We start from the raw sequence: 12,846 nt of genomic DNA, 5'->3' as shown, positions 1-12,846 counted from the left end.
TATGCGTCCAATTGGGTAGCCGGTTCGTTGTAGCAGTCTACACGCGGACTGCCACAACGTCTGGCAGTTAGTTTGCCAGTGCGTTCAGCACTGCAATCATCTTCTCCGGGCACTCAACCGCCGGTACGTGACCGACGTTTTCCCAGACCAGCGGTGCAGCCACGCCGAGTGCGCTGGACAGGGCTTCCAGGGCTGAGGGCGGGGTGGCGACGTCGTCGGTGCCGGCGATCACTGTTACCTTGGGCAGGCTTTTGCCCTTGAAGGCTTCAGTGAAGTTGCAGCGGCCGAGCATTTCGCACAGAAGGGCGTAGCTGCGCTTGTCGGTGCGGCCGAGCTGGACGCGCCAGCCGTCGACCAGGGCGGGGTTCTGCTCGCAGGCAGCGGGGCCGAACCAGCGCGGCACTATGCCTTCGGCCATGGCTTGCAGTCCCTGTTCCATGACGGCAGCGGAGCGTTGCTGCCAGCCATCCGGGGTGCCGATCACCGGACCGGTGTTGGTCAGGGTGGCGGACAGCAGCTTGTCAGCGTGCTGGCTCAGCAGTTGCTGGCCGATGACGCCGCCGATGGAGGTGCCGGCAAAATGGAATTTCTCCGCACCGGCGCGGCTGGCGAGGGTGATGGCTTCCTGAGCCAGGTCTTCGGCTTCGATGGCGCCGTTGTCTTCGGGCCAGGCGCTGCTGGCGCCATGACCGGGCAGGTCCCAGGTCAGTACCTGAAACTCTTCCAGCAGGGCGGGCAGCATTTCATCCCAGATTCCCTGGGTCATGCCCAGCGGATGGGCGAGTACCAGCAGGGGTTTCGTGGGTTGCCCCAGCAGGCGGTAGCTGATGGTACGGCCCTTGTGCATGCAGAATGTCATCGTTTCACCCTCGATTTGGCGGCTTATGTTCGCAATGCGAATATGTGTTCTATTGGCGAACATTTTGCGGTGGCCATTTCACCGCGTCAAGCATAGTCCGGGCGAACGGACCACGGGCGACCTTGATGATCATGGATAGAGGCCTCTTTTGCGGTTGTCTACCAGTTCGGCGAGGATGGTGTTGGTCAGTCGCATGATGGCGTTGGGATTCTCTCCGGCCCGGCGCGAGGCCAGCACCGGCACCGTGATGTTGTCATCGGCCAGTGGCATGTACTCCACGTTCTCCCGCTGCAACCGCCGTACCTGTTCCGGCACCAGGGTGAAACCCATGTCCGAGGCGACCAGAGAGAGGGCGGTCTGCAGGTCGTTGACCTGCTGTATCACGTTGAGCCGCAGTCCGCGCCGGCGGAACAGGCCCTGGGTCAGATCCGCGAAGTTGGGTCCGGCTGTGGCCGGGAAGGCGATCATGTTGACCTCTGCCAGTTCCTTCATGCTCGGTGGCCGGGCGGTAAGGGGGTGGTTGGCAGGCAGCGCGGCGATCAGCGGTTCGTCGAACAGCTTCTCCTGCTCCACCTCAGGGTCGTCGATGGTGACGCGGCCAAAACCTATGTCGATCTTTCCTGTCTTCAAGGCTTCAACCTGTTCCCGGGTCTTCAGCTCACGCAGGATGATTTCCAGATTCTTGTTCTGCCGCAGCCGGCGGACCATGTTGGGCAATTGGCCATAGAACACCGAGGGCACGAAGCCGATGGAGAAGATGGTCTTGCGGTTCAGGGCGATACGACGGGTATCGGCTACCGTGGTTTCTACCTTGTCGAGTATCTGCTGGGCGTGGGCAAGAAAATAGATGCCTCCCGAGGTCAGCTCCAGACCTCTAGCCTTGCGGATGAACAGTTCCACGCCGATCTCTTCTTCCAGCTGTTTTATCGCTCTGGTCAGTGGTGGCTGGGCGATGAACAGCTTTTCTGCCGCTCGGGTGAAGTTGCGCTGTTCCGCGACTGCGACGAAATAACGCAGGTGTCTGAGTTCCATCAATACCTCCAGGGTATCGCTGCCTACTTATTCAATATTGGTCGGCGTAACAAAAACTTCATATCGTCGGAATCACAGTTTCATTATTACCGATTCCGGAGAGCCTAATGACCGCCACCATCCAGTCCATCGAAGCCGTTCTGGTGGATATTCCGACCATCCGGCCGCACAAGCTTTCGATGACTACCATGGGCTTACAGAGCATGGTCATCGTACGCATCAAGGACTCGGACGGTTTTGAAGGGCTCGGCGAGGCGACCACTATCGGCGGTCTGGCCTACGGTCCGGAGAGCCCCGAGAGCGTCAAACTTACCATCGACACCTACTTCACACCACAGTTGCTCGGCAAGCCGGCGGCCAACATCAATACCCTGAGGGTAGACCTTGGTCGTAGTGTGCGTGGCAACAATCTCGCCAAGTCCGCCATCGAAACCGCGCTGCTGGATCTCATGGGCAAGCGCCTGAATCGCCCCCTGGCAGAGCTGTTTGGTGGCGCTGTGCGACAGCACCTGCCGGTGCTCTGGACCCTGGCCAGTGGTGATACCGAGCGCGATATCGACGAGGCCAGGACGCTGATCGCCGCACGCCGGCACTGCGATTTCAAACTCAAGATCGGCTCGCGCCCCTTGATGGATGACGTGCGCCACGTTGCTGCGATCAAGGCGGCGGTGGGCGACGAAGCCAGCGTGCGGGTTGACGTCAACCAGGCCTGGGACGAGTCGACCGCTGCGCGCGGCATGGCCGAGCTGCAGGCGGCTGGTATCGATCTGGTCGAGCAGCCCACGCCCATGAAGGACTTTGCTGCGCTGGCGCGGCTGTCCGCGAAATTCCATATCCCGATCCTGGCCGACGAAGCCGTGGCCGATGCCACCGATATGTACAAGCTGGCCGCCGAAGGCTTCAGCGGTGCGGTGGCGATGAAGATCGCCAAGGCCGGCGGCCCGCTGCGCGCGCTGGAGCAGGCGGCAGTGGCCCAGGCGGCGGGCATCGGCCTGTACGGCGGCACCTTGCTGGAAGGCACCATCGGTACTGCCGCGTCGTTGCACGCCTGGGCGACCCTGGATCACCTGCAGTGGGGCACCGAGATGTTCGGCCCGCTGCTGATGAAGGACGACATCGTGGTGCAACCGCTCAAATACCACGAAAACGGTGTTGATCTGCCGACCGGCCCGGGGCTGGGCGTCGAGATCGATGAAGACAAGCTGGCTGAATACCGCCGCAAGTAAGGAGAAGTATCCATGCTGTTCAAGGTTGAGATGAAAGTGAACATCCCGCACGACATCGATGCGGACGTCATCAACGAAATCAAGGCACGGGAGAAGGCCTATGCCCAGGACCTGCAGCGCCAGGGCAAGTGGCGCCACCTGTGGCGGGTGGCCGGCAGCTACGCCAACGTAAGCATTTTTGATGTGGCAGACAACGCAGAACTGCAGGACCTGATCAGCAATCTGCCGCTGTTCCCCTACATGGACATCAGGGTTGCGCCGCTGTGTCGCCACCCTTCGTCCATCCACGAGGACGACCGCTGAGGCCAGGCGGCACCTCAGGTGCCAGTGGGCAAGTGGCACCGCAACCCCTGATGAGATTGCGAGCTCAAGAGACGTGATCCGGACAAGAACAAGCACGAGGAAAAAATCATGACCGTCAAGACCATGCACACCGAAGAAGTAAAAGAACTGCTGCACAAGGTTGCAGGCCTGCACACCGAAGGTGGCGATGCGCGCACCAAGAAGATCGTTCACCGCTTCATGAGCAATATCTTCCAGCTGATCGAGGACTTTGACGTGACTCCGGAGGAGTTCTGGACCGCCGTCGACTATGTCAGCCAGCTGGGCAAGAACAATGAGGCGGCGCTGCTGGCGCCCGGTCTGGGTATGGACAAGTACCTGGATATCCGCATGGATGCCGAGGACGAGGCCGCCGGCCTGGCCGGTGGTACCCCGCGCACCATTGAGGGCCCGCTGTTCGTTGCCGGCGCGCCGCTGTGCGAAGGTTTTGCGCGTATGGACGACGGTACCGACACCACCTCCGAGCCCATGCTGATCAAGGGCCGGGTAACTGACACCGAGGGCAATCCGATCGCCAACGCCATCGTCGACATCTGGCATGCCAACGCCCACGGCGGTTACTCCTACTTCGACAAGTCGCAGAGCGACTACAACCTGCGCCGCCGCATCAAGACCGATGCGGACGGCCGCTACTTCGCCCAGTCCATCATCCCCGCCGGCTATGGCTGCCCGCCGGACGGTCCCACCCAGCGCCTGCTCGACCTGCTCGGCCGTCACGGCCGCCGTCCGGCGCACATCCACTATTTCGTGGAAGCGCCCGGCCACAAGCATCTGACTACCCAGATCAACCTGGCCGGTGACGAGTACACCTACGACGACTTCGCCTTTGCTACCCGCGACGAGTTGGTGGTGGAAGCCAACAAGGTAGAGCAGTCCGTTGACGGCGCGCGCTTCGGTGTGACCGGTCCGATCACCGAGGTCGAGTTCAACATCGAGCTGGTACGCACCGACAAGGCCGAACTGCAGGACCGTCACGCCCGCCCGCGTGCCCTGGAAGAAGCCACCGCCTGACAACAACAAGGGGAGTTACCCTCATGACTCGTCAACTTGATCAAATCGAAAGTCTGATCCGCGGTGCGGTGGAAGCCGACCCGAAGACCGGGCGCTACCGTGGCGACCGCCGGGCGTTCACCGATGAGCAGCTGTTCGAGCTGGAGATGAAATACATCTTCGAAGGCAACTGGGTGTTCCTGGCCCATGAGAGCCAGGTACCGAATCCCGGTGACTATTTCACGCTGACCGTCGGGCGTCAGCCGGTGGTGATCACCCGCACCAAGGACGGGGAGCTGCAGGCGCTGCTCAACACCTGTTCGCACCGTGGCGCCACCCTGTGCCGCAAGAAGCGGGGCAACAAGTCGTCCTTCACCTGCCCGTTCCACGGCTGGACCTTCCGCAACGACGGCAAGCTGCTCAAGGCGCGGGATGAGAAGAAAGGCGGCTATCCGGAGCAGTTCAACACCGACGGCTCCCATGACCTCAAGCGCCTGCCGCGCTTCGAGAGCTACCGTGGCTTCCTGTTCGGCAGCCTGAACGCCGACGTGTCCTCGCTGGAAGAGTATCTGGGCGAGAGCGCGCGGATCATCGACCAGATCGTCGACCAGTGTGAGGAAGGACTGGAGGTGCTGCGCGGCACCTCGACCTACACCTACGACGGCAACTGGAAGCTGACCGCCGAGAACGGCGCCGACGGCTACCACGTGGGCACGGTGCACTGGAACTACCTGTCCACCATGGGCCAGCGCAACTATGAGAAGGGCGGCACCGCGGCGGTCGACGCCAAGGGCTGGTCCGGCGACGGCGGCTTCTACTCCTTCGAGAACGGCCACATGCTGTTGTGGACCCAGCTGAAGAACCCCGAGGTGCGGCCGATCTACGCCCACCACGAGCGTCTGAAGGAGAAGCTCGGTGAGGCCCGTGCTGACAATATCGTCAACACTACCCGCAACCTGTGCCTGTATCCCAACGCCTATCTGATGGACCAGTTCTCCACCCAGATTCGCGTGCTGCGTCCGATTTCGCCGACCAAGACCGAGATCACCATCTTCTGCTGGGCGCCGAAGGGCGAGGCCCCCGAGCTGCGTGCCAAGCGCATCCGTCAGTACGAGGATTTCTTCAACGTCAGCGGCATGGGCACGCCGGATGACCTGGAGGAATTCCGCGCCTGTCAGGAAGGCTACCAGGCTGAAGGCCTGCGCTGGAACGACATGAGCCGCGGTGCGACCCACTGGATCGAAGGGCCCGACGAAGCCGCAAAGGCCATCGGCATGAACCCGCTGCTCAGCGGCGCCAAGCCGGAAGACGAAGGCCTGTACGTGACCCACCATCAGCACTGGGTGGATGAAATGCTGCGCGCGGTCGAGAGCGAGCGGGCACGGTTCATTGCGCTGAGCAGCGAGGAGGCGTCGGCATGAGCATGAATTTCGAACAGATCCAGCAGTTCATCTTCCGTGAAGCGCGCCTGCTGGATGATCGCCGTTGGGACGAGTGGCTGACCTGCTACCACGAGGACGCCACCTACTGGATGCCCTGCTGGGACGATGAGGACACCCTTACCGAGGACCCGCAGACCGAGCTGTCGCTGATCTACTACCCCAACCGTGCCGGGTTGGAGGATCGGGTGTACCGCATCAAGACCGAGCGCTCCGGTGCCAGCTCCATGCCGGAGCCGCGCACCACCCATCTGCGTGCCAACATCGAGATTCTCGAGCAGGAGGGGAGCATGGTGAAGCTGCGCTACAACTGGCAGACCAACAGCCATCGTTATCACAAGACCCAGATGTTCTTCGGTACCGCTTTCCTGACGCTGGATACCAGCGGTGAACAGCCGGTGATCACCGAGAAGAAGGTCATTCTGAATAACGATTACATCAACCAGGTGATTGATATCTACCACCTGTGATGGGCGGGCGTACCGATCAGGAGCCACTGACATGAGCTACAACATTGCACTGAACTTTGAAGACGGCGTGACCCGCTTCATCAACTGCAACGAAGGCGAGACCGTACTGGACGCGGCTTATCGCAATCAGATCAACCTGCCGATGGACTGTTCCGATGGCGTCTGCGGCACCTGCAAGGGTGCCTGCCAGCAGGGCAGCTATGAGCTGGGCGATGACTATATCGAAGAGGCCCTGACCGAGGACGAGGCGGAGCAGGGCATGATCCTGACCTGTCAGATGGTGCCTTCAAGTGATTGCGTGGTGAGCATTCCGGCGGCCTCGACCCTGTGCAAGACCGGGCAGCTGGAAACCACAGGCACGGTCAGCGAGGTCAACCTGATCTCGCCCTCGGCGATCGAGCTGAAGATCACCGCCGATGCGGATATCGCCTTCCTGCCCGGCCAGTACGTGAACATCACCGTACCCGGCACCAGCGAAACCCGCGCGTACTCCTTCAGCTCGCGCCCTGGCAGTCGGGAATTGAGCTTCCTGATCCGCAACGTGCCGGGCGGGCTGATGAGCTCCTGGCTGGTCGGTCAGGCCAAGACCGGTGACAAGGTCACGCTGGCCGGCCCGATGGGCATCTTCTACCTGCGCCCGGTGGGCCGTCCGCTGCTGATGCTGGCCGGTGGCACCGGTCTGGCGCCCTTCCTGTCCATGCTGGAGCACCTCAAGGCCAGCGGCAGCAGCCAGCCGGTTCACCTGATCTACGGCGTGACCAATGATGAAGACCTGGTAGCGGTCGAGGCGCTGGAAGCCTATGCCGCAGAGATCGAGAACTTCACCTTCAAGACGGTGGTGGCCAATGCGGAAAGCGGGCACCCGCGTACTGGCTACGTCACCAACCACATGGAAGATGCGCCGATCAACGATGGCGACGTGGACGTCTACCTGTGCGGCCCGCCGCCCATGGTTGATGCGGTGCTGGGCTTCTTCCGCCAGGAAGGCATCGAGCCGGCGTCCTTCCACTACGAACGCTTCACCCCCAGCGTGGCGACCGAGGAGGCAGCATGACTCCCCGCTTCAGCGGCAAGGTGATGGTTATCACCGGGGCCGCCCAGGGCATAGGCAAGCGGGTAGCCGAACTGGCCGGTGCCGAGGGCGGCCGACTGGTGCTGGTCGACATCTCAGAGCATGTCCACGATGTGGCTGTGGCTCTGCGCCGCCAGGGCATGGAGGTGCTGGCGCTGCAGGCCGATCTGGAAACCTGGGAAGGGGCCGAAAGCATCATGGCTGCGGCTTATAAGGAATACGGCCGCATCGATGTGCTGATCAACAACGTGGGGGGCACCATCTGGGCCCAGCCCTACGAGCACTATCAGCCCGAGCAGATCCAGAAGGAAATCCAGCGCTCGCTGTTTCCCACCCTGTGGTGCTGCCGGGCGGTATTGCCGTACATGGTCGAGCAGCAGAAGGGCGCCATCGTCAACGTCTCCTCGGTAGCCACCCGCGGGCTGATGCGCGTGCCCTATGGCGCGGCCAAGGCCGGGGTGAACGGACTGACGGTGAACCTGGCCTTCGAGTATGCCGAACAGGGCATCCGCGTGAACGCGACTGCCCCCGGCGGCACCGAAGCCCCGCCCCGACTGATTCCGCGCAACACGGAGGAGCAGGGTGAGCGGGAGCGGCAGTGGTACCAGACGCTGGTCGACCAGACGAATGCGACCAGCTTCATGCACCGCTACGGCACCCTGGATGAACAGGCCGAGCCCATCCTGTTTCTGGCCTCGGATGCGGCCAGCTATATCACCGGCACCATACTGCCGGTGGCGGGCGGGGATCAGGGCTGAATTCGTTCCCCCTCAGCCGATGAACCACCCCTCCAGCTGCTCACGCAGACTACGCGGCAGGGGGGCAGGGCGGCTGGTGGCCGGGTCTATCACTACCATGACACTGGAGGCGGCTACCTGGATCTCGCCCTTGTGCAGAGCACAACCGGTGAAGCGGAAGGAGCTGTTGCCGATGTGGCTGATGCCGGAGGCCAGTTCCACCGGTGTCCAGCTCATGTGGTAGTCGGTAAAGCTGATATCCACTGCCGCGACCATGACTCTCAACCCATCGAAGTCGAGCTGGCGGATGCCGCCGAAGCGGGCCTGTTCCATGTAGCGGGCCAGGGCGGCCTCGCTGCGTTGACTGTCGGCGTCGACATCGGCAAACCGCGGTGTGAGCTGCTGGTGCACCGGGAAGTTGTGTATGTGATGGAGGTGATCCAGGTAGCTGGGTTCATCCAGCTCGGGGGCCGGCTCGGCAGAGAGGCGGGCGGCCAGTTGCTCGAAGGTGGCGGTGGGCAGATCGACCCGATGGCTCTGGGCCGTGGCGCCCATGGTGACGTCCTGGGTGCCGACCAGACGGCCGTTCTGATACAGGGTACTGAGCAGGCGGAACTGGTCCCGGGCGACGCTGACGACCCTGACTGTGGCCTGGATGTCTTCACCGTAGAAGGTTTCCTGGCGGAACTGGGTGTTGCTGCGCAGCGGGCGCAGGCGTACGTCATCGGAATACCAGCTGTTTTTGCCCAGACAATCCAGTTGCAGGCGCATGCGCGCTTCCTGGTGCAGTTGATAGAGGCGCGAGTTGTTCACGTGGCGCCAGTTGTCCAGGTCGGTGAAGCGCGGTGAGAGGGTGCAACTGAAATCGGTGTTGTCTGCTGTCGTTGTCATTGTGAGCTCGGTGTATCAGGAGGTTGCCAGTGAAGCATCCAAGGTTGGCAGCTGCCAGGCAAACGTCATCAACGGGGTAAATACAGGGCCATTGCGGTGCCATGGGGCGCACAAAAGGCTGAACCGCGGCGGGCGGCGCAGAGTCGAATCCTTACACGCTCGATAGACAGGAGTTCGATATGCTCAAGTTTCTTGCCAGTACCGCAGGTTTTATCTTTCTGGTGGGCCTGATCGTCATTATAGGTCTGTTGATGCTGATCTTCTGATGCGGGCCAGCCACTGATCCCAGCGCAGATTCAGCCAGAGTGACAGGCCGATCACGGCGCCGCCGAGACCCAGTCTCAGCAGGTCGGCCTGCTGGTTCCAGATCAACAGGTTGACCAGCAGGCCTGCCGGAATCAGGGCGTTGTTCATGATGCCCAGAGTGCCGGCGTCCACCTGTGTGGCACCCCGGTTCCAGAAGAAGAAGCCCAGCCCCGAAGCCACCAGCCCCAGCCAGCCGAGTACTCCCCATTGCAGTGCCGTGGCCGGCATCCGTGCCGGATCGCCGAGCAGCAGCCAGGCCGGCAGTACCACCACCAGTGCACCTATGAAGAACAGCCCGAATCCCGCCCATTGCTGGCTGACAGTCGCGCCGCTGCGGCGTATCAGGTGTGCATAACCGACCTGGCCGGCGGCGAATGCCAGGTTGGCCAGTTGCAGCAGCAGAAAACCCTTGATGTAGGCTTCGCTGATGCCGTCGTAACGGATGATGGCCGCCCCCAGCACGGCCAGCAGGGTGGCCACGACCGGGCCGATACTGAAGTGGCGTCGCAGTGCGTTGTCGATCAGCGCGACGTACAGGGGGGTGAAGATGGTGAACAGCAACACCTCCGGGACGCTCAGAAGCTCGAAGGACAGGTACAGGCAGATGTAGGTGATGCCGAACTGCAGTGCGCCGACCAGCAGAAGGCCGCCGGCCATGTGTCGTGGCAGGCGGCGGGGCCGCAGCAGCGGCAGGAACAGCAGGCAGGCCAGCAGGATACGGGTAAGCACGGCAAAGTAGCTGTCCACCTGGCCGGCGAGATACTCGCCGATCAGGCTGAAGGAGATGGCCCAGAGCAGGGTGACGGCGATGAGATAAAACATGATTGACCTTCGATGGACGGGCAGGCGTGGCCGTGGGGCACGATGATAATGGGCCCCTGCAGACGGATGCAATTTGCTGGTATCTGTGGCAGATTTGGTGGCTGGCCGCTGGGCAGCGGCTGACCTCAATTCAACTAAGGAAGCATCATGAACAGAGCAGGGATTGCCGCCACCGCGCTGGTGGTTCTGGCTGCCGCAGGGAGCGCGGGTGCCTGGTTTACCGGGACCCGGATGGAAACTGTTATTCAGGACAATATCGTGCGGGCCAATCAGCAGCTGAAGGATCAGCTGCCCGATACCGACCTGGCGCTGGAGCTGGTCAGCCTCCAGCGGGGGATATTCAGCAGTGATGCCCGTTACCGCCTGGTGCTGGTGGCGGATGATGCTGATGAGCCGCCGCTGGAGCTGCTCATCAGCGATCATATCGAGCACGGACCCTGGCCGCTGTCCCGTCTCACCTCTCTCAAGCTTCTGCCGGTCATGGCTACCAGCCATGCTCAGCTGGAGCCGAGCGAACAACTGGCCGGGCTCTTCGCCGCCAGTGCCGGACGTTCTCCGCTGACGGTGGCCAGCAGCATCGGTTACGCCAATGGCGTGGACGGTGAATTGCAGCTGGCGCCGATGAGCTGGAGCACAGATGAGGTTACCGGGTCTTTCTCCGGCCTGTCTGCCGTATTCCGCACCGATACCGCCGGTGAGAGCATCAAGGTGCATGGCCGGGTGGATTCACTGGAGCTGCAGGGCGGCGCGCGGGTGGGGCTGGCCGGGGTGGACTTCGAACTGGATCGTCAGCGTGATGCGTCCGGCCTTTATCTGGGCACGGGGCAGGTGGAGCTGGATCAGCTGTCCATAGTGATCGAAGGTGAGCCGGCGGTGGTGCTCAATGGCCTGGTGCAGTCGGACGTGTCCACCTTGAAGGAGGACGGTGCCAACCTCGAGCTGGATTACCGCATTGGCTCGGTCAATTACGGCACCACCAAGCTTGGCTCAATGCACATGGGCTGGACCCTGAGCCGCATCGATCCGCAGGCCATGGTGGACCTGGCCGGGATGTACAACAGTGCAGCATTGGGCGGCGTTCCGGACGATACCAAGGCTCTGGAAGAGCAGTTCCAGGCATCCCTGGAACGTCTGCTGGACGGCTTCCCCAGATTGTCCCTGGATGACTTTTCCATCCGCACCACCAATGGCGAGAGCCGTCTGAGTCTCGCCGTGGAGCTGGGGCGTCCCTCGTCGCTGCAGTTGCCGCCCGAAGCGCTGCTGCCGGAGTTGATCGGCAGTCTGGAGGCCAGGTTGGTCCTGTCCAAGCCCATGCTGATGGACATGGTTCGGCACAAGGCGCTGTTCCAGCCTGGCACCGATGCGGCGACTCTGGAGCAGGAAGCGCAGATGATGGCCGAGATGGTCTCGGGTATGGCGGAGATGCTGCAGATCGGTCGGGTGGAGGGGGATAACATCCTTACCCAGCTGAGTTATGCCGGCGGCTCTCTCAAGCTCAATGGCCAGGCGATCGAGCCTTCTGCCCTGGCCGGGCTGCTGAGTGGGATGAAGGGGTTGCAGTAAGGCCCTGCCGGCTTGCCTTGGCACCTTGATGGCAGGCGGTTAACATGGATCGCGATGGACCCGTCAGGCAGTCGCGGTCCGCTTGACCATTAAGGAAAGAGATGAGTCCTATTGATGAGCTGCACCTGATGCTGGGGCTTCTGGTGCTGGGGTTTGTACTATTGGGTATAGGCTTCAACTTTCGGGACAAGGGGTGGGGAATCGCGGTGATGATGGCGGGCGCCATTGTCGTGCTGGTGACCATTGCGGCGCGCATCATTGATGCGGTGTCCCTGACCTGAAAGCAGGAGCTGCTCCGCCCGGAGCAGCTCCCCCTCCATCAGAAGTGCACCTTGACCAGCAGGTTGGTGACGTTCTGATCGGTCTCGAAGGCCGAACTGTCCTTGATTCCGTACTTGTTCTTCCAATAGCTGTACTCGATACCGGCGTACAGCTGCTTGGCTTTCCAGCCCATCGCCTTGCCCAGATCGTATTTTACCTGCGGGTTGAAGTGCAGGTTGGCGTGCTTGCCGTCGCCGTCGTTATCCACGATCCAGTCGATGTAGCCATCGATCAGGATGTCGGAGCGGCCGGCCGGCAGGGTGATGGCCCACACCGGGGTGATCTGCCAGGAGCTGCGTACGTCGCTCGGCGAGTCGGAGTGGCGGTAGTAGGTGTTCAGCTGCAGGTAGTCGAAGCCGGGTACCGCCAGGTCGAAGCCCGGGCCGAGCAGGTAGTTCTTGATGTCACCACGGCCGCGCTCGTAGGTGCCGGCCAGCAGCACGTCGGTGATGGGGCCGAACTTGATTTCGCGACCACTGATCTTGCCGAAGGACAGACGCGGAGCGATCTCGCCGTACCAGGTGCTGTTGTTGCCGGCGGCATCCCGCGCGCCGTTGTAGTGGATGCTGTCCACGAACAGGAACAGGTCGCCGAAGCTCCAGCCGCTGACGTGCTCGAAGGTGACGGCCTGCTGAATGGGCGGGTCGACTTCGAAGTCCTTGCCGTACAGGTAGGTGAGACTGTTGTCCTGCCAGAGCAGGGGGGAAGCGGTGGCCAGGCTCGAGGCCAGCGCGAGGCTGGCGGCTACGGCGCCCTTGATCAATGTGCGCATGGTG

At 62.1% G+C, this 12,846-nt stretch carries 15 protein-coding genes; 10 read left to right on the top strand and 5 right to left on the bottom strand.

Annotated elements, in window-relative coordinates:
* Positions 1–67: 67 nt before the first annotated feature.
* The gene (locus BM046_RS09035; RefSeq protein WP_090538780.1) at positions 68–859 is read right to left on the bottom strand and encodes an alpha/beta fold hydrolase; all 792 of its coding nucleotides are present in this window, start codon (positions 857–859) and stop codon (positions 68–70) included.
* Between the two features lie 129 nt (positions 860–988).
* On the bottom strand, positions 989–1,891 hold the full coding sequence (locus BM046_RS09030) for a LysR family transcriptional regulator (RefSeq protein ID WP_090538779.1): 903 nt from the start codon (positions 1,889–1,891) through the stop codon (positions 989–991).
* 107 nt (positions 1,892–1,998) lie between these two features.
* On the opposite strand from BM046_RS09030, the gene BM046_RS09025 reads away from it, so the two are divergent.
* The 7 genes from BM046_RS09025 (at position 1,999) to benD (ending at position 8,188) form a co-directional block, all read left to right on the top strand.
* Positions 1,999–3,117: a muconate/chloromuconate family cycloisomerase gene (locus tag BM046_RS09025; protein ID WP_090538778.1), complete on the top strand. Its 1,119-nt coding sequence runs from the start codon at positions 1,999–2,001 to the stop codon at positions 3,115–3,117.
* Positions 3,118–3,129: 12 nt separating this feature from the next.
* Positions 3,130–3,420 (top strand): muconolactone Delta-isomerase, encoded by a 291-nt coding sequence (catC, locus tag BM046_RS09020; RefSeq protein ID WP_090538777.1) that lies wholly within the window; start codon positions 3,130–3,132, stop codon positions 3,418–3,420.
* Positions 3,421–3,528: 108 nt separating this feature from the next.
* On the top strand, positions 3,529–4,470 hold the full coding sequence (gene catA / locus BM046_RS09015; RefSeq protein WP_090538776.1) for a catechol 1,2-dioxygenase: 942 nt from the start codon (positions 3,529–3,531) through the stop codon (positions 4,468–4,470).
* Between the two features lie 23 nt (positions 4,471–4,493).
* Complete coding sequence (locus tag BM046_RS09010; protein WP_090538775.1) at positions 4,494–5,870, top strand: Rieske 2Fe-2S domain-containing protein; 1,377 nt, start codon at positions 4,494–4,496, stop codon at positions 5,868–5,870.
* Entirely contained in the window at positions 5,867–6,358 is a 492-nt protein-coding gene (gene benB, locus BM046_RS09005) for a benzoate 1,2-dioxygenase small subunit (RefSeq protein WP_090538774.1), read from the top strand. The genes BM046_RS09010 and benB overlap by 4 nt, the downstream gene beginning before the upstream one ends.
* Before the next feature lie 31 nt (positions 6,359–6,389).
* A complete protein-coding gene (benC, locus tag BM046_RS09000) occupies positions 6,390–7,412 on the top strand; it encodes a benzoate 1,2-dioxygenase electron transfer component BenC (RefSeq protein ID WP_090538773.1) in 1,023 nt (340 codons plus the stop codon).
* Positions 7,409–8,188, top strand: coding sequence for a benzoate diol dehydrogenase BenD (gene benD / locus BM046_RS08995; RefSeq protein WP_090538772.1), 780 nt, complete (start codon positions 7,409–7,411; stop codon positions 8,186–8,188). The genes benC and benD overlap by 4 nt, the downstream gene beginning before the upstream one ends.
* Before the next feature lie 12 nt (positions 8,189–8,200).
* Here benD and BM046_RS08990 read toward each other — a convergent pair whose 3' ends face one another.
* The gene (locus tag BM046_RS08990; RefSeq protein WP_090538771.1) at positions 8,201–9,058 is read right to left on the bottom strand and encodes an acyl-CoA thioesterase; all 858 of its coding nucleotides are present in this window, start codon (positions 9,056–9,058) and stop codon (positions 8,201–8,203) included.
* 179 nt (positions 9,059–9,237) lie between these two features.
* On the opposite strand from BM046_RS08990, the gene BM046_RS16635 reads away from it, so the two are divergent.
* The gene (locus BM046_RS16635) at positions 9,238–9,324 is read left to right on the top strand and encodes a small membrane protein YohP (protein ID WP_455429307.1); all 87 of its coding nucleotides are present in this window, start codon (positions 9,238–9,240) and stop codon (positions 9,322–9,324) included.
* On the opposite strand, the gene BM046_RS08985 is transcribed toward BM046_RS16635, so the two are convergent.
* Positions 9,296–10,186 carry a carboxylate/amino acid/amine transporter gene (locus BM046_RS08985; protein WP_090538770.1) on the bottom strand — a complete coding sequence of 297 codons (891 nt, stop codon included), beginning with the start codon at positions 10,184–10,186 and terminating at the stop codon, positions 9,296–9,298. The genes BM046_RS16635 and BM046_RS08985 overlap by 29 nt on opposite strands.
* 147 nt (positions 10,187–10,333) lie before the next feature.
* Between BM046_RS08985 and BM046_RS08980 the strand changes: the two genes are divergently transcribed.
* Positions 10,334–11,749 carry a YdgA family protein gene (locus BM046_RS08980; RefSeq protein ID WP_090538769.1) on the top strand — a complete coding sequence of 472 codons (1,416 nt, stop codon included), beginning with the start codon at positions 10,334–10,336 and terminating at the stop codon, positions 11,747–11,749.
* Positions 11,750–11,850: 101 nt separating this feature from the next.
* Positions 11,851–12,030 (top strand): hypothetical protein, encoded by a 180-nt coding sequence (locus BM046_RS08975; RefSeq protein ID WP_090538768.1) that lies wholly within the window; start codon positions 11,851–11,853, stop codon positions 12,028–12,030.
* A 38-nt stretch (positions 12,031–12,068) separates the two neighbouring features.
* Here the strand turns inward: BM046_RS08975 and BM046_RS08970 are convergent, their stop codons facing one another.
* Positions 12,069–12,842 (bottom strand): outer membrane protein OmpK, encoded by a 774-nt coding sequence (locus tag BM046_RS08970; protein WP_090538767.1) that lies wholly within the window; start codon positions 12,840–12,842, stop codon positions 12,069–12,071.
* Between the last annotated feature and the right edge of the window lie 4 nt (positions 12,843–12,846).

Source organism: Halopseudomonas formosensis (assembly GCF_900115905.1).
Taxonomy (GTDB): domain Bacteria; phylum Pseudomonadota; class Gammaproteobacteria; order Pseudomonadales; family Pseudomonadaceae; genus Halopseudomonas; species Halopseudomonas formosensis.
The sequence above is the reverse complement of the archived record's forward strand: the minus strand, read 5'-3'. Positions and strand labels throughout refer to the sequence as shown.

Excerpts from the sequence above, each read along its gene's own strand:
- catA (WP_090538776.1), top strand. The coding sequence starts at position 3,529 with ATGACCGTCAAGACCATGCACACCGAAGAAGTAAAAGAACTGCTGCAC.
- BM046_RS09025 (WP_090538778.1), top strand. The coding sequence starts at position 1,999 with ATGACCGCCACCATCCAGTCCATCGAAGCCGTTCTGGTGGATATTCCG.
- benB (WP_090538774.1), top strand. The coding sequence starts at position 5,867 with ATGAGCATGAATTTCGAACAGATCCAGCAGTTCATCTTCCGTGAAGCG.
- BM046_RS09010 (WP_090538775.1), top strand. The coding sequence starts at position 4,494 with ATGACTCGTCAACTTGATCAAATCGAAAGTCTGATCCGCGGTGCGGTG.
- BM046_RS08970 (WP_090538767.1), bottom strand. The coding sequence starts at position 12,842 with ATGCGCACATTGATCAAGGGCGCCGTAGCCGCCAGCCTCGCGCTGGCC.
- BM046_RS16635 (WP_455429307.1), top strand. The coding sequence starts at position 9,238 with ATGCTCAAGTTTCTTGCCAGTACCGCAGGTTTTATCTTTCTGGTGGGC.
- BM046_RS08985 (WP_090538770.1), bottom strand. The coding sequence starts at position 10,186 with ATGTTTTATCTCATCGCCGTCACCCTGCTCTGGGCCATCTCCTTCAGC.
- BM046_RS09030 (WP_090538779.1), bottom strand. The coding sequence starts at position 1,891 with ATGGAACTCAGACACCTGCGTTATTTCGTCGCAGTCGCGGAACAGCGC.
- BM046_RS08990 (WP_090538771.1), bottom strand. The coding sequence starts at position 9,058 with ATGACAACGACAGCAGACAACACCGATTTCAGTTGCACCCTCTCACCG.
- catC (WP_090538777.1), top strand. The coding sequence starts at position 3,130 with ATGCTGTTCAAGGTTGAGATGAAAGTGAACATCCCGCACGACATCGAT.
- benD (WP_090538772.1), top strand. The coding sequence starts at position 7,409 with ATGACTCCCCGCTTCAGCGGCAAGGTGATGGTTATCACCGGGGCCGCC.
- BM046_RS08980 (WP_090538769.1), top strand. The coding sequence starts at position 10,334 with ATGAACAGAGCAGGGATTGCCGCCACCGCGCTGGTGGTTCTGGCTGCC.
- benC (WP_090538773.1), top strand. The coding sequence starts at position 6,390 with ATGAGCTACAACATTGCACTGAACTTTGAAGACGGCGTGACCCGCTTC.
- BM046_RS08975 (WP_090538768.1), top strand. The coding sequence starts at position 11,851 with ATGAGTCCTATTGATGAGCTGCACCTGATGCTGGGGCTTCTGGTGCTG.
- BM046_RS09035 (WP_090538780.1), bottom strand. The coding sequence starts at position 859 with ATGACATTCTGCATGCACAAGGGCCGTACCATCAGCTACCGCCTGCTG.